General features: G+C 67.4%; 22 protein-coding genes and 1 pseudogene. 12 read left to right on the top strand and 11 right to left on the bottom strand.

Annotated features, from left to right (window positions below; all coding sequences use genetic code 11):
- Nucleotides 1-9: 9 nt before the first annotated feature.
- Complete coding sequence (locus tag DDF62_RS16145) at nucleotides 10-633, bottom strand: TetR/AcrR family transcriptional regulator (RefSeq protein ID WP_116490044.1); 624 nt, start codon at nucleotides 631-633, stop codon at nucleotides 10-12.
- 94 nt (nucleotides 634-727) lie between these two features.
- Here DDF62_RS16145 and DDF62_RS16150 point away from each other — a divergent pair, with 94 nt between their 5' ends.
- Nucleotides 728-2,182: an efflux transporter outer membrane subunit gene (locus DDF62_RS16150; protein ID WP_116490045.1), complete on the top strand. Its 1,455-nt coding sequence runs from the start codon at nucleotides 728-730 to the stop codon at nucleotides 2,180-2,182.
- Nucleotides 2,183-2,420: 238 nt separating this feature from the next.
- Here the strand turns inward: DDF62_RS16150 and DDF62_RS16155 are convergent, their stop codons facing one another.
- Complete coding sequence (locus tag DDF62_RS16155) at nucleotides 2,421-2,627, bottom strand: hypothetical protein (RefSeq protein WP_116490046.1); 207 nt, start codon at nucleotides 2,625-2,627, stop codon at nucleotides 2,421-2,423.
- A 52-nt stretch (nucleotides 2,628-2,679) separates the two neighbouring features.
- The gene (locus tag DDF62_RS16160; protein ID WP_116490047.1) at nucleotides 2,680-2,805 is read right to left on the bottom strand and encodes a hypothetical protein; all 126 of its coding nucleotides are present in this window, start codon (nucleotides 2,803-2,805) and stop codon (nucleotides 2,680-2,682) included.
- A 754-nt stretch (nucleotides 2,806-3,559) separates the two neighbouring features.
- On the opposite strand from DDF62_RS16160, the gene DDF62_RS16165 reads away from it, so the two are divergent.
- The 3 genes from DDF62_RS16165 to DDF62_RS16175 all read left to right on the top strand — a co-directional run bounded on the left by DDF62_RS16165 (nucleotide 3,560) and on the right by DDF62_RS16175 (nucleotide 4,788).
- Nucleotides 3,560-3,745 (top strand): coiled-coil domain-containing protein, encoded by a 186-nt coding sequence (locus DDF62_RS16165; protein WP_116490048.1) that lies wholly within the window; start codon nucleotides 3,560-3,562, stop codon nucleotides 3,743-3,745.
- Between the two features lie 481 nt (nucleotides 3,746-4,226).
- A complete protein-coding gene (locus DDF62_RS16170) occupies nucleotides 4,227-4,448 on the top strand; it encodes a hypothetical protein (RefSeq protein WP_116490049.1) in 222 nt (73 codons plus the stop codon).
- An 82-nt stretch (nucleotides 4,449-4,530) separates the two neighbouring features.
- Nucleotides 4,531-4,788, top strand: coding sequence for a GlsB/YeaQ/YmgE family stress response membrane protein (locus DDF62_RS16175; protein WP_116490050.1), 258 nt, complete (start codon nucleotides 4,531-4,533; stop codon nucleotides 4,786-4,788).
- Between the two features lie 73 nt (nucleotides 4,789-4,861).
- Here DDF62_RS16175 and DDF62_RS16180 read toward each other — a convergent pair whose 3' ends face one another.
- Complete coding sequence (locus DDF62_RS16180) at nucleotides 4,862-7,036, bottom strand: hybrid sensor histidine kinase/response regulator (protein WP_208866884.1); 2,175 nt, start codon at nucleotides 7,034-7,036, stop codon at nucleotides 4,862-4,864.
- A 185-nt stretch (nucleotides 7,037-7,221) separates the two neighbouring features.
- Here DDF62_RS16180 and DDF62_RS16185 point away from each other — a divergent pair, with 185 nt between their 5' ends.
- Nucleotides 7,222-9,168: a hybrid sensor histidine kinase/response regulator gene (locus DDF62_RS16185; protein ID WP_165828771.1), complete on the top strand. Its 1,947-nt coding sequence runs from the start codon at nucleotides 7,222-7,224 to the stop codon at nucleotides 9,166-9,168.
- 88 nt (nucleotides 9,169-9,256) lie between these two features.
- On the opposite strand, the pseudogene DDF62_RS26685 reads toward DDF62_RS16185, so the two are convergent.
- Nucleotides 9,257-9,946 (bottom strand): annotated as a pseudogene (locus DDF62_RS26685) (Abi family protein); the annotation flags it as partial.
- Here DDF62_RS26685 and DDF62_RS26690 point away from each other — a divergent pair.
- From DDF62_RS26690 to DDF62_RS16205, 3 genes are all read left to right on the top strand, one after another.
- Nucleotides 9,875-10,276, top strand: coding sequence for a type IV secretory system conjugative DNA transfer family protein (locus tag DDF62_RS26690; protein WP_425267057.1), 402 nt, complete (start codon nucleotides 9,875-9,877; stop codon nucleotides 10,274-10,276). The pseudogene DDF62_RS26685 and the gene DDF62_RS26690 overlap by 72 nt on opposite strands.
- 176 nt (nucleotides 10,277-10,452) lie before the next feature.
- Nucleotides 10,453-10,875: a hypothetical protein gene (locus DDF62_RS16200; RefSeq protein WP_133244938.1), complete on the top strand. Its 423-nt coding sequence runs from the start codon at nucleotides 10,453-10,455 to the stop codon at nucleotides 10,873-10,875.
- A 97-nt stretch (nucleotides 10,876-10,972) separates the two neighbouring features.
- A complete protein-coding gene (locus tag DDF62_RS16205) occupies nucleotides 10,973-11,317 on the top strand; it encodes a CsbD family protein (protein WP_116490053.1) in 345 nt (114 codons plus the stop codon).
- Between the two features lie 48 nt (nucleotides 11,318-11,365).
- Here DDF62_RS16205 and DDF62_RS16210 read toward each other — a convergent pair whose 3' ends face one another.
- Nucleotides 11,366-12,283 (bottom strand): NAD(P)/FAD-dependent oxidoreductase, encoded by a 918-nt coding sequence (locus DDF62_RS16210; RefSeq protein WP_116490054.1) that lies wholly within the window; start codon nucleotides 12,281-12,283, stop codon nucleotides 11,366-11,368.
- A 13-nt stretch (nucleotides 12,284-12,296) separates the two neighbouring features.
- Nucleotides 12,297-14,492: a catalase gene (locus DDF62_RS16215; RefSeq protein WP_116490055.1), complete on the bottom strand. Its 2,196-nt coding sequence runs from the start codon at nucleotides 14,490-14,492 to the stop codon at nucleotides 12,297-12,299.
- Nucleotides 14,493-14,681: 189 nt separating this feature from the next.
- On the opposite strand from DDF62_RS16215, the gene DDF62_RS16220 reads away from it, so the two are divergent.
- Nucleotides 14,682-15,605: a glycosyltransferase gene (locus tag DDF62_RS16220; RefSeq protein WP_116566298.1), complete on the top strand. Its 924-nt coding sequence runs from the start codon at nucleotides 14,682-14,684 to the stop codon at nucleotides 15,603-15,605.
- Here the strand turns inward: DDF62_RS16220 and DDF62_RS16225 are convergent.
- From DDF62_RS16225 to DDF62_RS16240, 4 genes are read right to left on the bottom strand one after another with little or no spacing between them, the layout of a single operon-like run.
- On the bottom strand, nucleotides 15,602-16,183 hold the full coding sequence (locus tag DDF62_RS16225) for an SAM-dependent methyltransferase (RefSeq protein WP_116490147.1): 582 nt from the start codon (nucleotides 16,181-16,183) through the stop codon (nucleotides 15,602-15,604). The two genes, DDF62_RS16220 and DDF62_RS16225, sit on opposite strands and share 4 nt — an antisense overlap.
- Entirely contained in the window at nucleotides 16,180-16,956 is a 777-nt protein-coding gene (locus DDF62_RS16230; RefSeq protein ID WP_116490057.1) for a PIG-L deacetylase family protein, read from the bottom strand. Before DDF62_RS16230 ends, DDF62_RS16225 begins: the two co-directional genes overlap by 4 nt.
- The gene (locus DDF62_RS16235) at nucleotides 16,932-18,035 is read right to left on the bottom strand and encodes an acyl-CoA dehydrogenase family protein (protein WP_208866885.1); all 1,104 of its coding nucleotides are present in this window, start codon (nucleotides 18,033-18,035) and stop codon (nucleotides 16,932-16,934) included. The genes DDF62_RS16230 and DDF62_RS16235 overlap by 25 nt, the downstream gene beginning before the upstream one ends.
- A gap of 1 nt (nucleotide 18,036) precedes the next feature.
- A complete protein-coding gene (locus DDF62_RS16240; RefSeq protein WP_101717139.1) occupies nucleotides 18,037-18,609 on the bottom strand; it encodes a ferritin-like domain-containing protein in 573 nt (190 codons plus the stop codon).
- A 257-nt stretch (nucleotides 18,610-18,866) separates the two neighbouring features.
- On the opposite strand from DDF62_RS16240, the gene DDF62_RS16245 reads away from it, so the two are divergent.
- The 3 genes from DDF62_RS16245 (at nucleotide 18,867) to DDF62_RS16255 (ending at nucleotide 20,955) form a co-directional block, all read left to right on the top strand.
- Nucleotides 18,867-19,658 (top strand): SDR family NAD(P)-dependent oxidoreductase, encoded by a 792-nt coding sequence (locus DDF62_RS16245; RefSeq protein ID WP_116490058.1) that lies wholly within the window; start codon nucleotides 18,867-18,869, stop codon nucleotides 19,656-19,658.
- A gap of 151 nt (nucleotides 19,659-19,809) precedes the next feature.
- Nucleotides 19,810-20,160 (top strand): hypothetical protein, encoded by a 351-nt coding sequence (locus DDF62_RS16250; RefSeq protein ID WP_244286843.1) that lies wholly within the window; start codon nucleotides 19,810-19,812, stop codon nucleotides 20,158-20,160.
- 51 nt (nucleotides 20,161-20,211) lie between these two features.
- On the top strand, nucleotides 20,212-20,955 hold the full coding sequence (locus DDF62_RS16255) for a hypothetical protein (RefSeq protein ID WP_116490059.1): 744 nt from the start codon (nucleotides 20,212-20,214) through the stop codon (nucleotides 20,953-20,955).
- Nucleotides 20,956-20,993: the final 38 nt, after the last annotated feature.

Consider the following 20,993-nt stretch of genomic DNA (forward strand, 5'->3'; position numbering starts at 1 on the left):
CTTTTCTGCTCAAGGCGCGAGACTGCGAAGCACCAGATTGACGGCCTTGGTCGGCGCTTCTGGCAAGTCGTCCAGATTGTGCTTGAGCATCAGCGGGTTCATGAAGCTCTGCATGACCAGCAAGATCGCTTCGCAGATCTCGTCGATCGGCGTCTTGCGTTCGAACTCGCCGGTCTCGCGGCCCAGCAGGATGATGCCGCGAAGGATGGCTTCGGCCCGCGCCAGATAGGCGATCACCGAGGGCCAGCGTTCTTCGGCCGAATGGGCGGCGATGTCGTAGAGCAGCTTGTCCTGGAAAAACAGCTCGGCGCTCTTGCTTGTTATGCCATTGAAAAAGCGGCGCAATTTATCGGAAGCGGTCTTGCCTTCGGCCACGCCGGTCTCGCCCGCTGCAAGCACCTTGTCCAGGCATTGAACGCAGATCGCCTGGCCGATCGCCTGCTTGGAATCAAAGAACTTGTAGATGTAGGCCTTGGAGAAGCCGATCGCCTTGGCCAGGTCCGCAACCGTGGTCTTGCCATAGCCGTAGCGGCTGAAATGCGCCTCGGCCGCGTCGACGATCTGGTCTCGGATGCCGTGCTCGACGGGACCACGCTGGCCGTCTGCGGAAGAAGAAGGATCGAGGATGCTCATGGCTGGCAAGCTATCATCGGTCATCGAGGTTGACAAACGAGTGACCGTATTGGACTTTGGTCACATTTGGTTCGCCACGTCCAGAAAGTTTGCCATGCGCTCCGTCTTTCTTCAGTCCCTTCCAGCGGTCGCCGGCGTCGCCGCTCTTGGCGGTTGCGCAGTGGGGCCCAGTTATGTCGCGCCGACGATCGCCGCCCCGCGGGCCTTCATGGGCGAGGCCGCGGTTGCCGCCCGCCAGGCGGCGCCCGCGCCAGTCGACAGCTGGTGGCGCGGCTTCAAGGATCCAGTCCTCGACAAGATGGTCGATCGCGCCCTGACCCAAAATCTCGACCTGGCCCAGGCCGCGGCCCGCGTGACCCAGGTGAGGGCGGGGCTGGGGGCGGCGACCGCCGCCTTGCTGCCGTCGGCCTCGGTCGAGGCCAGCGCCGCCCAGGCCCACGCTTCGACCCAGACCCCGACCGGGCGCTTGCTGGCCGCCACGCCCAACTTCGATCGCAACGGCGCGCTGTACGAAGCCAATGTCGTCGCGGGCTGGGAGCTGGACGTCTTCGGCGGCTCGCGTCGTGATCAGGAGGCGGCCCGCGCTCAATATGAGGGCGCGCGGGCCGGCGTCGCCGCCGCGCGCCTGGCGGTCGCCGCCCAGGCCGCCGACACCTACATGCTGGTCCGCGGCCTGCAGGCCAGGTTGGTCGTCGCCCGCCAACAGGTAGAGACGCAAGGCCGGTTGGTCGAGACGGTCCGTCTGCAGCGCGCCCAGGGTGTCGCGGCCGAACTCCAGCTCCAGCAGGCGCTCAGCGCCCTGAAACAGACCAAGGCCAATATCCCCGTCCTGGAGGAAGGCCTCGACGCGGCGCTCAACGCCATGGACGTGCTGCTGGGCGCGCAGCCTGGGACCTATCGCGCCGAGCTGGCCGTGGCGGCCCCGATCCCGGCCGCTCCGGGCCTGGCCGAGGCCGGCGGTCCGGCCGAACTGCTACGACGGCGTCCCGACCTTGTCGTGGCCGAGCAGCGACTTCGGGCGAGCAATGCGCAGGTCGGATCGGCCCTGTCACAATATTTTCCGAAGTTTTCCCTGAGCGGTCTGGTCGGCACGGCCACCACCAGCAGCAGCACCATCCTCGAGCGCCCCGCCTCCCAGGCACAGGGCGTTTTGGGTCTTCGCTGGCGGCTTTTCGACTTTGGCCGAGTCCAGGCCGAGGTCAGCGCCGCGCGTGGCCGCAAGGCCGAGGCGCTCGCGACCTACCGGCAATCCGTGCTGCGCGCGACCGAGGACGTGGAGAACGCGTTTTCCAGCCTGGTCAAGCGCGAGGATCAAGAGCGGATCCTGGCGGAGGGCGAGGTGTCGTTGATCCAGGCCAGGGACGCTTCCGCGGCAGCCTACGACGCCGGCGTCGTCAGTCTGACCGAAGTTCTTGACGCCGATGCGCGGCTGCTGTCCATTCGCGACGCCAGGATCCAGGCCCGGGCGGAAGCGGCCCGCGCCTCGGTTCGTTCGTTTCGAGCCTTGGGCGGCGGCTGGCGTGAAGCAGGAGGGACGAGCGCGGGTTAGCCTGCCGCCGCACCACCTTGGGTCTGTCCCTCGCCCCATGGCCTGACACTCAGGAAATTTCGCTGCTGCCCGCGAACTCAAATGGCGCAATCGGGCCCCGCGGACTTAAGCGGTGATGGTCGGCTCCCGGGTGTGAGCCACGTCCCGTCCCAGGTGTTTAGCGCCCACGATGCGGATTTGGCGATTGGCCAAGAGGGGAAGGCAGGGCCGCCCCGTCCAAGCTGCAATCCATGCTTGCCTAGCTAGGGACGAGCATCGCGGTCCTCGTGAATCTGAGGATCGCCCGATCGTTCTCGTCGTAGATCTCAACCGCGGTGTAGGCGGGCCAACTGCGGATTTCTTCCCTCACCGCGGCGGCGAGCTGCTCGCCAGGCTCGCTGACCAGGACATGTAGTTGCGGCGCCATCGACGCTTGCGTGTGGATGTAGCAGAAGTAGCGGCTCATGCGTGCATGATCCGGTTGCAGCCGCTCCGACCCCGATGAGACGTCAGGGCGATCAGGGCTTGGCGCCGCGCAGGGCGTCGGGATCAATCGGCCGCGGTCTGGCGCTTTGGCTCGCGGTCGAGCGCGGATCGTTTAAGCCCTTTGGCGGGGACGGGCGCGTTCCGGGATAGGTTTTCATCTTGTCGCCTTTCTTGGCGCGCCGCCTTCACGGCGGAGGGTCATTTCTTTCGGGGCGCGCTGACCGGCGAAGGGGCGGGGGGCGCGGCGGCGGTCAGCGTGGGCTTGATCGCCTTGGGTTTGCGGACTTCTCGGTTGCCTTTGGACAAGAGACGTTCCTTTCGGTGAAGATGAGGGCGAGACGAGCCGGCGGAGCAAAAAGCTCCGTGGCGACGATTGCGATGGTGATGGTAGCCGGCGCGTCGAGACCTTGGCGTTTCGAGGTCTGGCGAACCGACCCGATGGCGTGACTGCGCGCCTCGAGACGACATTAGCATGAACGCCGGTTTCCCAGGGAAATGATTGCGCCTCGTTTGAGGGGCTCCAGCACGGCTGGTTTCAATCCTGCCTGGCGAAATGATTGCGCCAATTGTGGAGCCATTCCTTCCGGATCGCGCTATCATGCCCGTGCTAGGCGCCACGCGGGCTCATCGGCCCCGAAAGGACGTCATGTCCGCCCCACAAATCCAATCCGCACGCTCGTGTGAAGCCGTTCAACGACGCGGTGGAGCGCCTGCTTGGCGATCGTCGGGTTCGCCGGATCTCGTTGCGTTGGTTCGGGCCGGGGCCTGCTTCCTCGGCGATCGTCACACGGGTGAAGTCCGCGAGGGCGCGCAAAAGGAGCTCCTGGCGCCCGGTCTTTATCCCGAGCGTGTCGACTTGCTGCACGCGACCATCCGCATGAAACCGCTATCTGTTCCAGAAGGACCACGTTCATGACCGACGAAGACGCCCAGGCGATGCGTCGCGAGAACGCCTATCTTAAGCAACGGAACGCCCAATTGCAGAACGACGTCACCAGCCTTGGCGGTCAGGTCCTGCGCATGCAGCAGGAACTGGAGCGCCTGAGCGGTCGCCATGGAGGCTGGGCGCCCAATCCGCTCACGGGCGGGCAATCGTGATGCTCACGCCTTTCCGCTGACCAATCGGGGGAGACCCGACGGAGGGGCGGGATCGTCGCCCCGGCCGGAGCGGTCGCGCCGGTAGCTTCGTGACGGCCAGGCTGTCGCAGATCTCAGTCTTGTCCAGGATGCCTCATGTCCGCGGCGTCGAAAGAGATCGCTCTGGGCGCGCTTCCTCGCAGGGGGGGCGCATCATAAACGCGCTGCTGCGGGCCTGACGACCAGCAGTCGGCTTGGCTCAGCGCCGCCCAGCTGATGGCGTGACAGGCAACGGCTTTTCGCAAGCGATCGGCCGGCTTGGATCTCGCCAAGCCGACGCTCGGCGGCCGTGGGCCCCATCGAGCAGCGTGGTCGCGCCCGAGGCCTTTGGCGGACAGACCACCAAGCAGTGTTTTGAGCGCGTGTGTCCAAGGTCGCAAGTTCGGCAGCTGTCTAATGTCGGCTATCACGCCTTCCCGGAAGATCGTGTCGGCGACATCCGGTGAGCTTCTTGGCCGACCAGGACAGCCTGGTGTTCAGGGGCCGCGACGATGGGGGGCGGCAGCCAGCCGGCCGCAAGGCCGGCGGCGGTGCGCGCATCGTTGTTGGAGCGCTGGTCAGCAGCTGGGCGGGATGCTCCGCCGCCGGGGCCTCGCCCGGCGCGGAGGTGGTCCTGACGCTCCCATGCCGAGCCCTGCAGGAAGAAGGCGTCGTGCGACTTTGAGGAGGGGCGTGGGGAACGATGCGTGGCGGCGAGGGCTATTAAGGCATCGGCCCGTTAGCGGCTCTCAATCCTGGAGGATCTCATGTCCATTCTCGCCTGGATCGTTCTGGGCCTGATCGCCGGCTTCATCGCCAGCATGCTGGTCAGCCGCAGTGGCGGCGGCTTGGTTCTCGACCTGGTTCTTGGCATCGTCGGCGCGGTCGTCGGCGGCTTCCTGTTCAACCAGTTCGGCAGCGCCGGCGTCACCGGCTTCAACCTCTACAGCCTTCTGGTGGCGACGATCGGCGCGGTCGTGGTCCTGTTGATCTACCACATGATCGCCGGACGACGCGCTCTCTAGGGACGCGCGGCCTGCATGAAGTCCCCGGGCCGTGGCCCGGGGAGTTTTCATGTTCTCTGCCGGAGCGGCGAGCCTAGGACATCGCTTCCAGCCGCCGCACGGCGGCGACAGCCGAGGCCAGGTCCTCGTGACGGAAAGGCTTGACCAAGCGCGGCAGGTCCGGCGCCAGGTCCTCGACATCCGCATAGCCCGAGGTGATCAGCACCGCCCGGCCCGGCCAACGGGCGCGAACCCGGCGACAGAACTCCGCGCCGGACATGCCGGGCATCAGGTGGTCGGTGACGATGACGTCGGGGCAGAGCCCGTCGTCGAGCAGGGCCAGGGCCGCTTCGGCCTCACCGGCCTCGATGACCAGATAACCAAGCTCGGTGAGCTGGTCGGCGCTTGAGGCCCGGACCAGAGGTTCGTCGTCGACCAAGAGGGCCACCCCGGCGTGTTTGGCCGGCTTGACCGATGGCGCGTGAGTAAGGGCGAGCGCTTGGCGGCTCACCGGGAGCCACAGCTCGAAGGTGGAGCCCGCGCCCGGCGCGCTGGCGATGGTCAGGACGCCGCCCAGTTGCGCGGCCAGGCCATGGACCATTGAAAGACCCAGCCCAGTGCCCTTGCCGATCCCCTTGGTCGAGAAAAACGGCTCGATCGCCCGCGCCCGCGTGGCCTCGTCCATGCCATGGCCGGTGTCGGAGACCGACACGCGGACATAGGCGTTGGCAGGGATACCTGCAGGTTGTGGCTGGTCCTGGCTCGCCGAACGGGCCGAAAGTCGCAGTGTCCCGCCATCCGGCATCGCGTCGCGGGCGTTCACCGCCAAGTTCAGCAGCGCCATCTCCAGCTGGTTGCGGTCCCCATGGGCGCACGCGAGATTCTCTTCCACATCGGTTACGATCCGGATCTGTGGTCCGGTGACGCTTTCGAGCAGGGCGCCCATGTTGGCGATCAGGCTGGCAAGATCCACGGCGCTCGGCTGCAGCGGCTGACGGCGGGCGAAGGCCAGGAGCCGTTGCAGCAGGTCGCGCGCGCGTTCGGCCGAAGCCAGGGCGCCGTCGATCAGCCGCTGCTCGCGCTCGCCGCCCAGACCTTGGCGCTTGAGTCGATCCAGGCTGGCGAAGATCGGCGTCAGGAGATTGTTGAAGTCGTGGGCCACGCCGCCGGTCAACTGCCCCATGGCCTCCAGTTTCTGCGATTGCCGAAGGGCCTCCTGCGCCTCCTCGAGCGCTGCTGTACGCTCGGCCACGCGCGCTTCCAGCGTGGCGTTCAGTGCATGCAGGGCCTGTTCGGCCCGCGCTCGCTCCACAGCATCCCACGTCCGGGCCGCCACGGCCTGCGCCAAGGCGATGTCGTGTTCGGTCCAGCGCCGCGGTTGGGCCTCGTGGATATAGAGCAGGGCGGTCAGGCGGCCGGCCCGCACCAAGGGAACGCCGATCATCGCCCGCACGCCGATCGAGGCGTAGCCATCGGCATGGGGCGCGGCGCGCATGTCGTCGGCCAGGCTGTCCAGTCTGAGGGTTTCGCCGGCGCGCAGCGCGGCGATGATCTTCGGACCGAAGCTCTCCAGGGGGCGGCTTTCGCCGCCAAGGCTCGACATGCCTGGCGTGGTCCAGTCGGAGGCGACGGCGAGATTCTGGTCGTCGGTCGAGACCTCTGCATAGCCGACCCGCGCTGCGCCCAGGGTCTCGCCCAGCAAGGCGACGGCCGCGCGCTTGGCCGCTTGCGCATCGGCGGTCTGGGCGAGCCGGTCAGCCAGGGCAAGGAGCGTCTTGTGCCGCCGCTCGGCCAGCACCCGCTGGGTCGTCTCGTTGACGATGCAGAGCACCCCGCCGACCGACCCGTCCGCGTCCAGCACGGCCGAGTAGGAAACGTCGAACCACACGTCCTCAGGGTATCCATGCCGCTCGATGTAGAACTGACGGTCCCGGGCCTCGAAGGTGGCGCGCGTCTCGCGCACGCTGTCCAGCAGCGGGCCAAGATCGTCCCAGAGCTCGGCCCAGCCCTCGCTGGCCGGTCGTCCAAGGGCGCGCGGGTGCTTGTCGCCGATCGTCGGCGCGTAGGCGTCATTATAGAGGGCGCAGTACTTCTCGCCCCAGAAGAGGACGATCTGGGCGCTGGCCGGCAACATCAGCCCGACCGTGGTCTTCAGGCTGGGCGACCAGCCGGCGGGCGGTCCCAGAGGGCTGTCGGACCAGTCGCGCTCGGCCATCAGCAGGCCCAAGGCGCTGCCGGTCCCAAGAAACGCCAGATCGTGGAGAGTCACATCGGTCGCCCTTCGCCAGCCGCTGCACCGCTGCGGACAATCGCCAAGGTCAGGCTTGGGTTCCATGATTTGAACCGAAGGCGCGCGCCTGGCCCGCGTCAGGCTGCGACAATCAACCTCAGCCCGGATCAATGGCCAGGCAAACCTTCCGGGTCGACTGTAGCGGCTCGCGGAGGGGGAGCGTCTTGGATACGGGTCAAGCCAAAGACAGCGATCAGAGACTAGCCATCCTGCAGTCCCTGGGATTACTGGACTACGAGCGTGAGCGCGCGCTCGACCTGATCGCCGAAAGCGCGCGGGCGGCGGTCCTTTCGGACTGCGGCTTCGTGACTTTCGTCGGCGCCGACGAGGTCTGGTTCAAGGCCGCCTCCGGCGTCGCCGCCAAGAGCCTCCCAAGGTCCCAGGCCTTCTGCGACCGGGTGGTGAAGACCAAGGCGCGCGTCGTCCTTGAGGATGTCGGGCGCGACCCGGAATTTTCTCACATCGACTATGTCGGCGCCTATGCAGGCGCACCCGTCCTCGTTCAGGATCACGTCGTCGGTACGGTCTGCGCCACGAGTCTGGCGCCTCGTCTCTTCACGGCGAGCCAACTGCACCAGCTCGACCTCCTGGCGCGCATCGTCGGCGAGCGCCTGGAGACGCGGCGGGAAAAGCTCTTCCTGTCGCAGCTGTTCGACGGCACCTCCGACGCGGTGCTGATCGTGGATGAGCGGCAGATCATCATGCACTGGAACGCCGCCGCCGAGGCGCTCTTTGGCTATCCGGCGCGCGAGGCCTTGGGCCGGGCTCTGCGGATGATCATTCCGCCACGCCTGCGCGCTGGCCATGATCGCGGCTTTGCCCGGCTTTGCAACGGCGGCCGGCCGACCCTGGCCGGCGCGGTCGAGGTGCCAGCCCTGCGCCGCGACGGTTCGGAGTTTCCCGCCAGCCTGTCGCTGTCGATGTGGCGAGACAATGAACGCACCATGGTTGGCGCGATCGTTCGCGACATTTCCGATCGCGAGGCCCTGCACCAGGCTCGCGTCGCCAGTGAGGCCAAGACCCGGTTCCTGGCCAATATGAGCCATGAGATACGCACGCCCCTGAACGGGATCCTCGGTCTGGGCGATGTTCTCTCGCGCACGGCCCTGGCCCCGGAACAAGCCGAGTTGCTGCGCGCCATGACCGGCGCGGCGCGCACCCTTGAGGTCCTGCTCAGCGACGTCCTGGACCTGGCGCGTTCGGAGGAGGGGGCGCTGCGCATCGCTCAGGAGCCGTTCGACCTGCTGGGGCTGGCGCGCGAGGTCGGCGAGTTGCATCGGCCGACGGCCGAGGCCAAGGGCCTGACCTATACAGTCCAGGCTCCTCCGGGCGGGCGCTGGGTGGTCGGAGACGCCGTTCGCCTCCGCCAGGTGCTGGGCAACCTGCTGAGCAACGCTGTGAAGTTCACTCATGAGGGCTTGGTGAACCTGCAGGTCGCCGCCGTCGAGGAGGGATGGCGGTTCCTGGTGTGCGATACAGGCATCGGCTTCGACGCGGCCGCCAAGTCCCGAATCTTCGACCGTTTCGCCCAGGCCGACGACTCCATCACCCGTAGCTATGGCGGATCGGGACTGGGGTTGGCGATCAGCGCCGATCTCGTCCGGGCCATGGGCGGGGCGCTATCGGCGGTTTCCGCGCCGGGCGCGGGGTCGTCGTTCGCCTTCGCTCTCACCCTGCCCGACGCCCCGCCGGTGCTTGAGGCGCCCGCGCCCCAGGTCTGCCGAGAGCGCGCCGTGCGCGTGCTGCTGGCCGAGGATCACCCCGTGAACCGAAAGGTCATCGAGCTGATCCTGGGCGAGGTCGGGGCGGAGCTGACCTCGGTGTGTGACGGCCGTCAGGCGGTGGAGGCCTTCGGCGCGGGCGATTTCGATCTGGTCTTGATGGACATGCAGATGCCGGTCATGGACGGGTTGAGCGCCACCCGCGAGATCCGCGCCCGGCAGCGTCGCCTGGGACAGCGCCCCTGCCCGATCATCATGCTCACCGCCAATGTCCTGCCAGAGCATCTGCGGGCCAGCTTCGAGGCGGGCGCCGATCGCCACCTTGGCAAGCCGATTGAAGCGGCCCGCCTGCTGTCGGCGCTCGACGAGGTCCTTGCGGTGCGCGGTTAAGCTCGCCGGCCAGCAGCTCCATGGCGTCGCGCCGGCTGGCGGCGTCGGCGAAGGCGGCGAGGTCACGGTGCGGGTGGCTGCCGTGGTTCTGGCTCAGCACCTCGCCGATGGCGTTGCGGAAGGTCAGCTCGAACGTGCCGCAGGCTTCGAACACCAGGGCCCGGAGCCGCTGGTCGCACTCGTAGATCCGCAGGATGTCCCGGTAGGAGGTGTTGGCCCTGAAAGGCTTGCCCGGCTGGGTGTGATCGCGTCGACTTCGAAAGTAGATCCGCAGTCGTTCATAGCCGACGCGCTCGATCTCGGCGGCCGCGAAGGCCTGGTCGGGAACCTGGAGACCACGCGCGATCAGGTGCGCGACCCAGTCGGCCAGATCCTCGCGGTCTTCGCGATCATGATCCTGGGCGTCTGGACCGCCACTCAGTGGACGGCCGACCAACTGGGCCACCAGGCCGCGCTGGGGCGGCCGTTCGCCATCGTGCTGGGCCTGCCGCTCTACGAGCCCTGGAGGCTGTTTGGCTGGTGGTTCCACTACGAGGCCTATGCGCCGCAGGTCTTCGACCGCGCCGGCCTGCTGGCGGGAGCCAGCGGCTTCCTGGTCTGAGCCGGCGCCATCGCCGGCTCGCTCTGGCGGGCTCGGCAAGGCGGCCGCGTCACCACCTTCGGCTCCTCGCGCTGGGCCAGCCGGCGCGAGGCCGCCCGGGCCGGCTTGCTGGGTCCCTCGGGCGTCTTCCTGGGCAAGCTCGACGACCGCTACCTGCGCCACGACGGGCCCGAGCACGTCATGGCCTTCGCCCCGACCCGCTCGGGCAAGGGCGTGGGCCTGGTCGTGCCCACCCTGCTGTCGTGGACCGGCAGCTGCGTGGTCCACGACAGCAAGGGCGAGAACTGGATGCTGACGGCCGGTTGGCGGTCGAAGTTCTCCCACTGCCTGCTGTTCAATCCGACGGATCCGCGCTCGGCGCGGTACAATCCGCTGCTGGAAGTGCGCAAGGGACCCCACGAGGTCCGCGACGTTCAGAACATCGCCGACATCCTGGTTGATCCGGCTGTGCGGGCGGCGTGGAGCGGGCGCCAGCATGAATTGGCTGGCGGCGCGGTTTGCCGCTAGGCGCCTTGCAAGCGGGGCGAACGCATTCGCCGACCGACGCCGCGCCAGACCGAATCCGGAATTTCCTAAAAACCTGCGCGCCGACCTCGGCAATGTTCAAGGTCGGCGCAGGATAGCTCCGGCGCTAAATCGTTCGCGTCCGGATTCAATTGAGCCTTTATGCGCAGAGGGCGGCGATGAGCACGCTGGAGGGATGGTTGCTGCCAACTTGTCGTAGCGGGTGTCGCTTTCGGGAATTCTGGAACTGCTCCGTTCGCGCGAAGGCGATGATCGCGGGGCCTGGCGTCGTGACCATGTTAGACTACGAAATGAACGAGACCGAACGCGAGATGCTGGCTGAGGATCGGGCCGAGGCGTATGCGCCAAAGCCCGTTGGCGGAGCCTTTATGGCCGGTGTCTGCGGCGCCGCGCTCGCTCTATTGGGCTTCATCGTCGCGGCGCGCTTCTATGGCTGGCCTGTGCGAGATCACATCGGACTGGCGCTGATCCTTGTCGCGGGCGGCTTCGTTCTCGTCTGCGGCGGATATCTGCGTCTGGCGCGCAGGAACCGTCGGGCGCGCCGGGCGGAGCGCCGGCTGATCGATCGGGAGCAGAGATAGAACGCCAGTCGAAAGCCGGCGAACATTCCCCGGAACACCCATGCGGGTTGGCGGATTGGTCTGTCGCCGCGTTCGGCGGCAAGCAAAGGACAGACCGATGGACGATCAAGTCACAGGCGTCGCCCGCCAGGGCGTCGGCCGGGTCCAGGACGCCGTCGGCGGATTGACCGGCGACAGCGCCACCCAGATCAAGGGCAAGCTCAACCAAGCCGCCGGCGGCGCCCAGCGCGCTTACGGCAAGCTCACCGACGATGTGCGCGACCGGCTCGAGGGCGCGCTGGATACGGTGCGCGGCGGGATGCGCGAACGCCTCGACACCGTCGAGACCTATGTGAAGGACAAGCCGCTTCCGGCCGTGGCCATCGCGGCGGCCGCCGGCATCGTATTGGGACTGCTTCTGCGCGGCCGCAGCAGGACCGTCTATTTGCGCGATCCGCGCTAGGCCTGTCGGCCAGGGGGGCTTCGGGGCGTTTCCCGCAGCCTCCCCTGGTCAGCGCAGGAACGGCGCCTGCTTGGCTAGATCGTTGCGCAGGGACGTGGCGGCGACGCCGGCCTCGCCCATGGCGTGGCTGATCTGGTCCAGGCCCAGCACGACGTCGCCGGCGGCGTACAGGCCGTCGATGCTCGTCCGTTGATGGGCGTCCACCCTGATGCAGCCGTCTTGCGTCACCGCCGCGCCCAGGCCGTGCGCCAGGTCGGAGTGAACCTCCGATCCGAGCGCAGGATAGATCGCATCGAAGCGCAGGCGTCCCTTGGAGCAGGCCAGGCTGATGCTGTCGTCCTCCAGCGCGAAGTCTCCGGCCGGGCCGGCGATGCGCCTGACCTCGATCTCATCGAGACGCCGGCGCTGACTGTCGTCGAGGCCGTCATCGGCCTCCAGAGCGATAAGCGTGACGCTCGCCGTATAGGCGCGCAGGAATTCGGCCTCGCCCGCCGCGCGGGCGCCAACGCCGATCACCGCCACCCGTTGGTCCGTCACTTCGTATCCGTCGCAGACCGGGCAGTAGCGCAGGCGGCCTTGCTCCAGCGCCCGCATGTGAAGCGTCTCGTCCATCGGGGGGCGAAGATTGGTCACCCCGGTCGCGAGCAATACGGCGCCAGCCCGAAGCTCGCTGGTCGAGCTGCGGACGACGAAGCCCTCGGGCGCGACGTCGAGTTCTTCGACCCGGCCCAGGATGATCCGTGCGCCATGGAGCTCAGCCTGCCGGCGCATACGCGCCAGCAGGTCCTTGCCCGATATGCCTTCGGGAAAGCCCGCATGGTTGCGGGTCAGCGCGATCAGGGCGGCGCGGCTGTGGCCGGCGTCGACGACCACCACCGACAGCCGGAAGCGCGCCAGATAGATCGCGGCGGTCAGGCCCGCAGGCCCGCCGCCGACGATCAGGCAGTCAATCCTCTCGTCGCTCATGTGCGCCGATCGCTCATGCGGGATCGGCGACCAGCGGCTTGGGAGGCGGACGCACGAGAGGCTCGCGGGCCCAGACCCGGCCCGTTGAAGCCGTGGCGACGAAGTCGTCGACGCTGGAGGCTTCGAGATCGATCAGGCCTTCGTCGTCGTCCGGTCCCACCTCGGTGATCCCGCCCTTGGCGAACAGGGGACCGGCCGAGGGCAGGTAGGCGATGACCTTGAGGTGGCCGTAGGCGTCGCGCAGGAAGTTGACGGCCGCCGCTTCCAGGGCCAGCTGCGCGCCGCCCTCGTCTGACGGCAGGATCGCCACCGCGTCGAACAGCACCGAAGGGCCGCCGTCGATCCTGTGGTCGGCAGGCAGTAGGTCTCCACCGGCCGTCGTGACGCCATAGATGGTCGGGGCGATGATCTGCAGCCGCGCGCCGGCCGCCTCGACGGCCGTCTTCAGCTTGGCCAGCAGCTTGTCGTCAGCCCCGTCGCTGACCAGGGCGCCGACCTTGCGGCCTTCCAGCGTGGGCTGCGCCTTGGCCAGCAGGCTGAGCATGGGCGAGGGGGTCATGTCCTTGGCCAGGATCGGCGCGGCGGCCGGAACGATCTTTCCCGTGAAGCCCAGGCCCTCGGCCACCGACTGGGCCAGGAATTCGTCGATGTGGATCAGGCGCGACAGCACCGCCTCGCGCACCCTTGGCGTGACGCACTTGCTGAGCTCGAAGACCAAGGCCGCGATGATGTGATCCTGCTCAGGCTTGGTCTGGCTGGCGAAGAACAATCGGGCCTGGGTGTAGTGGTCGGCAAAGCTCTCGGGCCGCACCCGCAGCTGCTCGCCGGCCTCGGGATTGGGGAAGGTCGTAAAGCCGCGCTCCTGGGACTCGCGCGCCACGTCCGGCCCCAGGGTCGAGGGCTCGTAGTTCACCTGGCCCTTGGGCGCGCCCATCTGCATGTGGCCGTCGCGCTGCAGATTGTGGAACGGGCACTTGGGCTGGTTGATCGGGATCTGGTGGAAGTTGGGGCCGCCCAGGCGCTTGAGCTGGGTGTCCTGGTAGGAAAAGAGGCGCCCCTGCAGCAGGGGGTCATTGGTGAAGTCGATGCCCGGAACCACGTGCGCGGCGCAGTAGGCCACTTGTTCGGTCTCGGCGAAGAAGTTGTCGGGGTTGCGGTCCAGCACCATGCGCCCGACGACGCGCAGGGGCGCATCTTCCTCGGGGATCAGCTTGGTGGCGTCCAGCACGTCGAAGTCGAAACCGTCGGCCTGTTCCTGGGTGAAGGTCTGCAGGCAAAACTCCCACTCTGGGAAGTCTCTGCCCTCGATGGCCTCCCACAGGTCGCGCCGATGGAAGTCGGGATCGGCGCCGTTGATCTTCAGCGCCTCGTCCCAGACCACCGATTGAGAGCCGAGCTTGGGCCGCCAGTGGAACTTGACGAAGGTGCTCTGGCCAGCGGCGTTGATCAGGCGGAAGGTGTGGACGCCAAAGCCCTCCATCATGCGCAAGGAGCGCGGGATGGCCCGGTCGCTCATCGCCCACATGATCATGTGCATGCTCTCGGGCGTCAGCGAGATGAAGTCCCAGAACGTGTCGTGCGCTGTGGCCGCCTGCGGGAACTCGCGGTCAGGGTCCTGCTTGGCCGCGTGGATCAGGTCGGGGAACTTGATGGCGTCCTGGATGAAGAACACCGGCATGTTGTTGCCGACGAGGTCGAAGTTGCCTGCCTGCGTATAGAACTTCACCGCAAAGCCGCGTACGTCGCGCGGCAGGTCGGCCGAGCCCTTATTGCCGGCCACGGTCGAGAAGCGCGTGAACACCGGGATGCGCTCGCCGGGTCGCTGCAGGAAGTCGGCGATGGTGACGTCGGCGCAAGACTCCAGGCATTCGAAGAAGCCATGCGCGGCCGAGCCGCGGGCGTGGACCACGCGCTCGGGAATGCGCTCGTGATCAAAGTGCATGATCTTCTCGCGCAGGATGAAGTCCTGCAGCAGCACCGGACCGCGCGCGCCGGCCTTGAGCGAGTTCTGGTTGTCGGCGATCGGTACGCCCTGGTTGGTGGTCAGCTGCGTGGCCGGGGCGTCGGCCTGCTGATGGGTCTCGCCGCCGGGAAGGATCAGGGTCTCGCCTTCGGTCGAGGGCCCCGCCGGACGCGGGGGCGGGGCGTTGGTCGGGGGCGTGGAATGCGCGCCGGCCGTCTTGGCCTTGGTCTTAGCCGGGGTGGCCATGGGACGTCTTTCGGTTGTGAGCAGTTGGCTGCTTCAACGTCTCGGCCTCATCGAAGTTGCTGTCGCCAATCCGACATAAGAGATTGAAATATTTATTTATTTCGTTGACGCCCCGGTTCGAACCTTCTTGGCTTCGAAGAGTTTGCAACCCGCCGCGCGCTTTCGCCGGACGTGAAGGAGCGGAACGCGATGCGCATGGATCTGGTCGTGAGGCGACACGTGGCGGTGGCCGTGCCTGCGCAGAACGAGGCGGCCTGGATAGAGGTCTGCCTTGGACGTTTGCTGGCGATGGAGCGCGACGAACGGATCGCCTCGCTCCGCATTGTGGTGCTGGCCAACAACTGCTCGGACGAAACCGCCGCGCTTGCCCGACGGATGGGCGCAGACGTCGAGGTCGTCGAGATGCGGTTGGCTTCGGACCAGGCGCATGCCGGCGGCGCCAGGCGAGCGGCGCTTGAGGCCGCCTCGGCCTTTCTCAGATCGCCCGAAGACCTGCTGGCGACCACCGACGCCGACACCCAGGTCGCCGGCGACTGGCTGTTACGGACGCTGGACCATGTCGACGCCGGCTACGACGCGGTGGCGGGGCTGGCGCGGCTGAAGGGGACAGAGCTTCGCGGGCTGGATCGCGAGCATCGCGCGCGCCTGGCCCTGCTTCGCCGCTACTATGCCGCCCTCGACGCCTTGCGAGCGGGGCGGAGCGGCGAGGCTTGGCCGCACCATTCCTATGAAGGGGGCGCCAGCATGGCCCTGACCCTGGGCGTGTACGCCCGGATCGGCGGCGCGCCCGCCCCGCCGGTCGGGGAGGACAAGGCGCTGTTCGAAGCCGTGCGGGCCGCCGGCGGGAGGGTTCGCCATCCGATCGACGTCAAGGTCTTTACCTCCTGTCGCCTGGCCGGTCGCGCCGTTGGAGGAACTTCCGATACGCTGGACTTGTGGGGACGCCAGGCCATCGACGAACCCATTCACGAGGCGCCGCCGCTCAATGTCGCGCTCGGCCTGGCGACATGCGGACCGGCCCTGACCTTCGCGGATCTTCCGGCCGAGGTCGACAGGGCGCGCGCCCTCGTGCGGATCGGGCGCGAGCGGCTGATGCTGTCGAAGGCCGGCTAGATCCAGCGCCACAGGTCAAGGCGATAGGCGGCGTTGCGTTGCGCCGTCTCGACGCTGATGGCCTCGCCCAGGTGGGCTCGGAGGGTCTCGACGGCCTCATCGGCGGTCTTGGGATAGTCGGTCTCGCCCAGCCAGTGGACCAGCAGGATGCGGCCGCGCGGAATGCGCGCCGCGCCAAAGGCCTTGGCCGCCAGGGCCAGATCGGTGTCGTCCCAATAATAGGCGACCTCCGACAACACGATCAGGTCGAAGGCGCCGGCGACGTCATCTTGGGGAATCTGAAGCTGGGCGAACTGCACATTGGCCAGGTCCGTGCAGCGCCGACGGGCTTGCTTGAGCGCAGTCGCCGAGACGTCGAGCGCCAGCAGGTGGTCGCAGCGCGCGGCCAGCCGCCGGGTCAGGACGCCGATCGAGCAGCCGACCTCCAGGCCCCGCGTGGCTTGCTCGCCGCCAAGGGCGGCGAGGGTGGCTTCATACTTCTCGCGCTCGTAATCGCTGGTTTCGAAACCCCATGGGTCGGGATTGGCCGCGTAGAGGCCCTCGAAATAGCCGGGCTCGAGCGAGCGGGTCTTCCTCAACGGCGGCACTCCAGAAAGATCTCGACCGGCCGCTCGGTCAGGGCCGCCAGTTGGGGCGACACCCTGAAACTCTCGGCGGCGTCCTGGATCAGCGGCGTCATCTGGGTTTCGTGGCAGGCCAGGGCCCGTCGACGCCGAGCGATCTCGTCGCCGCACATCAGGCCCCAGACGCCTTTGGCCCCGTGGCGGTGAGCCAGGTCCGGATCGGCCCAACCCCAGACCAGGTACTCCATCTTCACCGGCTCGCGGGTGTCGATCGAGGCGATGTAGTCCGAAGCCAGAAGATTGGCTGCGACATGGTCGCAATGCTGTTCATGACGCCACGGCGCCCAGACGCTCCACGGCTTGAAGCGGTCGGACCATTCGCGCAGGTCGCGCAGCGTGTCGGCATAGGCGGCCTGATCGCGGGGGAGGGGCGCACCGTCCGGCCAGCCCACGAAGTGAACGTCGTCGGGCGGAACGCCAAGAATGTCGAGGGCCGCCAGGGCTTCTTGCCGCCGGGCGCGAGCCAGCCGCCTCGGCGGCCAGGTGGCCGAGCCCTTATGCGACCCCTCGCCGTCGGTGAGGTAGACCACGCGAGGTTTCAGGCCCAGCTTGCTCGCACGGGCGATCAGGCCGCCGCAGCCAAGCGTCTCGTCGTCGGGATGCGGCGCCAGGATCAGGAACGGCGACAGGCCGTCCAGCACCTTGGCCTCAAGATTGAAGGCCTGGTTGACCAGGGCGGCCCAGGCCGGTTCGCCAAGCGCCGTCACCACAGGGGATCGTCCGCCCATGCGTCCTGCGCCAGGAAAGCCGCCGCCGCGCGGTCCAGCGCCTGGTCCGGAACCGGTTGGCGCAGATAGAGCGCCAGATCGCGGCAGGCCTGGTCCAGGGGGTTGTCAACGAAGAAGGCTCGCGTTCCGACGCTGCGCGCAGCCGCTTCCATAACGGCAAGGCCGGCCTCCTCGACGACGCCTCGGGTCATCAGGACGAAGCTGATCGTTTCGGGTCCCGCGTTCGGGGCCTCGGCCCGATCGGCCGCCTCGCGCACCCACAGATAGGCCGATCGGGCGGCCGCCAGGGCCTTGCCGAAGCGGGCGCGGTGAATAGGGTCCTGGCCGGCAGGCGAGGCCGCCAGGTGATCGCGCAGCAGGGTCAGCACGTGTTCCACCCCGCCAAGCTGCACCGCCGTAAAGCGCCATGCGCCGGCCGAGAAGCGCGGCTCGCATTCGTAATCGCCTGGCGCGCCCAGTCGCGTCGCCGCATTCACGGGCAGGCCGGTGAGGTCGTAAGTCCCGCTGACCGTCGCCCTCATGCCCCGCACCCGCCAGGCCGATGGATCGGCGCGGGCCGGATCTGAGGCGTGCGCCAGAACCATCTGCTTGCCCTCCGACGTGGCGGCGGTCACCACGGCGATGTCTATGTGACCCGCGCCTGTGGCGTAGGACTTGGCGCCTCGAAGTCCGCCTTGGGCGATCGTCACGCCAGGCGCAGGCTCGGTGTTCCAGACGCCCAGGACCTTTCCCGCGGCCAGGTCTGCGTCCAGGGTCCGTCTCTGTTCGGCCGAGCCGTGCCAGGCGATCAGGCGGGCGCCGTTGACGTGGCCCTCGAAGATCCGGCCCAGGCTGAGGTTGGCCCGGCCGACAAGGCGCAGCGCCTCCATCAACTCGCGGGGGGAGGGCGTGTCGCCGGCCATCACCTCAAGGGCGCCGATCTGGGCCAGGAAATCGACGTCCTCGGCGGGGAAGGCGCTACGGGCGTCCAGGTCGGCGGCGCGGGACCGAATGACGGGAACGGCCTTGCGAAGGGCGGCCAGCACCTTTGCGGCCGACAGCGGGGGCGATGACGTCGCGAGCGCGACCTGTGCGGACAAGTCAGGCATCCTCGAGCATCGGCGTGCCTTCATGCGCGACCAAGAGGTCGTGCATGTCGTCGGCATGCTCTTCCTCGACGGCGAGGATGCCCTCCAGCATCACCCGCGTGGTCGGATCGTCGTCGCCGAAATAGCGGATCAGCTCGCGATAGTGCTCCACGGCGATCCGTTCGGCGATCAGGTTCTCCTTGATCATGTCGATCAGGTTCTCGCCCTCGACATATTGCGAGGCCGAACGGGTGGCCAGGCCTTCCGGACTGAAGTTCGGCGTGCCGCCCAACTGGGTGATGCGCTCGGCGACGGCCAGGGCGTGCGCGTGCTCTTCCTTGGCGTGCTCGGCGAATTCGGCCTTGGGGCCCTGGCTTGAGATGCCCGAGGCGATGATCGAGTGCAGGGTGTAGCGCAACACGCACACCAGTTCGGTGGCCAGCACGGTCTGCAGGATCTCGATGGTCTTGTTGACGTCGCCGCCATAGGCGGGCGTCAGAGCGCCGTCCTCGAGGTGTTCCCGCGCCCTGGCGCGCAAGGTCTGCACGTCGCTGAGGAAGGGCTTGTCGGCGGCCTGGTCGTTCATGATGCGTCCCTTAATGGTCCGAGCATCCAACGCGCCGTGGCGACTGTTGATCCGGGAGGGAAGCTAACCTTGCGTTTCCGGTGGAATGTCGATTGCCCGACATAGCAAGTGTTTGGTTTGAAAGGGGGAACGCCAGGAGGACAGGGTGGTTATCTGAGCGGGAGATATCTCATGAAAAACGAAACCGTCGCTTGCTGGCTGAAGGGCGGCGCGTCGCCCGCGCCTGCTCGCAAGCCTCCTCCGCGAATGGTCGCCAGATGATCGATGACCTCAGGCCGCTGGCCGTCGTCACCGGCGCTGCTTCGGGCGTGGGATATGAACTGGCCCGTCTGGCTGCCGAGGACGGCTATGACCTCGTCATCGTCGCGGACCTGTCCTCGATCGTCGAAGCCAAGGCTGGGCTCGACCAGTACGGAGGACGGGTCTATGCGCTGCAGGTCGACCTTTCGACGATTCAGGGCGTGGATGAACTCGTCGAGCTGGTCGCCGATCGTCCTGTCGACGCTCTGATGATCAATGCTGACCGTGGTCTGGGCTACGGCTTTCTGGATCAGGACTGGAGCGAGGCGCGACTGGTGATCGACGCCAACGTTATCGGCGCCGTCTATCTGATCCAGCATCTGGCCAGGGACATGCGCGAGCGCGACCGAGGCAGGATTCTGATCACGGGGTCCATCGCCGCCTTCATGCCGGGCTCGTTCCAGGCCGTCTATAATGGCAGCAAGGCTTTCCTCGACAGTTTCGCCTGGTCATTGCGCAACGAACTAAAGGACACCAGCGTCACGGTGAGTTGCCTGATGCCAGGCCCGACGGATGCAGGCGTCTTCGCCGACGCCGACCCTCTGGACGCCGCGCGGCGACGACATTCCGGCAGGACCGATCCGGCGCACGTGGCCCTGGCGGGATATCGGGCCATGCAGAAGGGCGAGGGCGATGTGGTCGCCGGCTTCAAGACCAGGCTCCAGTCGGCCCTCGCCGAGGCGGCGAGGCTGGCCGCCCTGGATGATCAGCGTCTGAAGGCAATATTGCCGAGCTCCAGAAAGAACTAAATATATCTTAGTGTCAAAATTGGCGTGTCAATTTTATTTCGATCTCTTTTGGTTTTCGGCATAGCTAATTATCTAGCTTCGGTATGAATTTATAATCGTGATGCAACCGTGTTTGGTCGGGAAGGCTTATCCCCTGACCTCTCGGAGATCCATGAACATGCTGAAAACCACGATTGGCGTCGCGCTCGCCGCGATGCTGCTGGCTGCTTGCGGCCAGAAGAGCGCCGACCATGAGAAGGTCGAGGGGCCGGCCGTTTCCGCGCCGGCTGCTCCGGGCAATGCCGCGGTCGACACCGCGCCGACGACCGGCGAGACCGGTCCGACGCCGGGCGCCAGTTCCTACACCGCCGACCAGGCGCGGGCCGCCATTGAGAAGGCCGGCTACAGCGAGTTGGGTCCTCTGAATCAGAACGCCAACGGTCTTTGGCAGGGGAAAGCCACCAAGGACGGCCGCAAGGTCAATGTCTCCATCGACTACAAGGGCGCGATCACCGAGCTCTAGGCTCGGCCGCCCTTGCTCGCCTCAAATCACAATCTTTCTGGGAAGAACCACATGAGCAAGACCATCACCCGGCTGTTCGACAGCCACACCGACGCGCTCGCCGCGATTGCGGACCTCAAGGACTACGGCGTCGCCGAAGACCGTATCAGTCTGGTCTCCGACAACACCGACAACTGGCATGACGACGGGCGCAGGGCCGGCGGTCCGCTGGGAGATCACGATGGCGACGGTGACAACGACGTCGCCGACGGCGCCGGCAAGGGGGCGGCCGCGGGCGGACTGGTCGGCGGCGGCGCGGGCCTGCTGGCCGGCCTCGGCATGCTGGCCATTCCCGGCCTGGGACCCGTCGTCGCGGCCGGCTGGCTCGCGGCCACGGCGGTCGGAGCGGCCGTCGGCGCGGCGGCCGGCGGCGCCACGGGCGGCCTGCTCGGCGCTCTGAAGGAGGCCGGTCACAGCGATGACGAGGCCAACGTCTATTCCGAGGGCGTGCGGCGCGGCGGCGCCCTGGTCAGCGTCAGGGCGCAGGACGGCGAGATTGAAGCTGTCGAGCGGATTCTCGACGAAGGGCGAGGCGTGGACGCCGCGCGTCGCGGCGAGGCCTATCGCCAGGACGGCTGGACGGGCTTTGATCCCTTGGCGGCTCCCTATAGCGCCGAGCAGATCGGTCGCGAGCGCGCCCTTTACGGCGAGGATCGCTCGTTCGCGACGCGCCGGGGCGACGACCTGCTGATCGATGACGAGGTGGTCCGACCCGAGGATCGCGGCGTCGCCGATCCGGTCCGTCGCGAGTATTAGAAGCTATCGCCCCGACCTCGGCATGCCCGGTGGTCGGG

It is taken from the genome of Caulobacter radicis (genome assembly GCF_003094615.1).
Lineage (GTDB): Bacteria > Pseudomonadota > Alphaproteobacteria > Caulobacterales > Caulobacteraceae > Caulobacter > Caulobacter radicis.

What these genes read in the sequence shown, in the direction of transcription:
- DDF62_RS16145 (WP_116490044.1), bottom strand. Translation starts at nt 633, where the DNA reads ATGAGCATCCTCGATCCTTCTTCTTCCGCAGACGGCCAGCGTGGTCCC.
- DDF62_RS16150 (WP_116490045.1), top strand. Translation starts at nt 728, where the DNA reads ATGCGCTCCGTCTTTCTTCAGTCCCTTCCAGCGGTCGCCGGCGTCGCC.
- DDF62_RS16155 (WP_116490046.1), bottom strand. Translation starts at nt 2,627, where the DNA reads ATGAGCCGCTACTTCTGCTACATCCACACGCAAGCGTCGATGGCGCCG.
- DDF62_RS16160 (WP_116490047.1), bottom strand. Translation starts at nt 2,805, where the DNA reads ATGAAAACCTATCCCGGAACGCGCCCGTCCCCGCCAAAGGGCTTAAAC.
- DDF62_RS16165 (WP_116490048.1), top strand. Translation starts at nt 3,560, where the DNA reads ATGACCGACGAAGACGCCCAGGCGATGCGTCGCGAGAACGCCTATCTT.
- DDF62_RS16175 (WP_116490050.1), top strand. Translation starts at nt 4,531, where the DNA reads ATGTCCATTCTCGCCTGGATCGTTCTGGGCCTGATCGCCGGCTTCATC.
- DDF62_RS16200 (WP_133244938.1), top strand. Translation starts at nt 10,453, where the DNA reads ATGAGCACGCTGGAGGGATGGTTGCTGCCAACTTGTCGTAGCGGGTGT.
- DDF62_RS16205 (WP_116490053.1), top strand. Translation starts at nt 10,973, where the DNA reads ATGGACGATCAAGTCACAGGCGTCGCCCGCCAGGGCGTCGGCCGGGTC.
- DDF62_RS16210 (WP_116490054.1), bottom strand. Translation starts at nt 12,283, where the DNA reads ATGAGCGACGAGAGGATTGACTGCCTGATCGTCGGCGGCGGGCCTGCG.
- DDF62_RS16215 (WP_116490055.1), bottom strand. Translation starts at nt 14,492, where the DNA reads ATGGCCACCCCGGCTAAGACCAAGGCCAAGACGGCCGGCGCGCATTCC.
- DDF62_RS16220 (WP_116566298.1), top strand. Translation starts at nt 14,682, where the DNA reads ATGCGCATGGATCTGGTCGTGAGGCGACACGTGGCGGTGGCCGTGCCT.
- DDF62_RS16230 (WP_116490057.1), bottom strand. Translation starts at nt 16,956, where the DNA reads ATGGGCGGACGATCCCCTGTGGTGACGGCGCTTGGCGAACCGGCCTGG.
- DDF62_RS16240 (WP_101717139.1), bottom strand. Translation starts at nt 18,609, where the DNA reads ATGAACGACCAGGCCGCCGACAAGCCCTTCCTCAGCGACGTGCAGACC.
- DDF62_RS16245 (WP_116490058.1), top strand. Translation starts at nt 18,867, where the DNA reads ATGATCGATGACCTCAGGCCGCTGGCCGTCGTCACCGGCGCTGCTTCG.
- DDF62_RS16250 (WP_244286843.1), top strand. Translation starts at nt 19,810, where the DNA reads ATGAACATGCTGAAAACCACGATTGGCGTCGCGCTCGCCGCGATGCTG.
- DDF62_RS16255 (WP_116490059.1), top strand. Translation starts at nt 20,212, where the DNA reads ATGAGCAAGACCATCACCCGGCTGTTCGACAGCCACACCGACGCGCTC.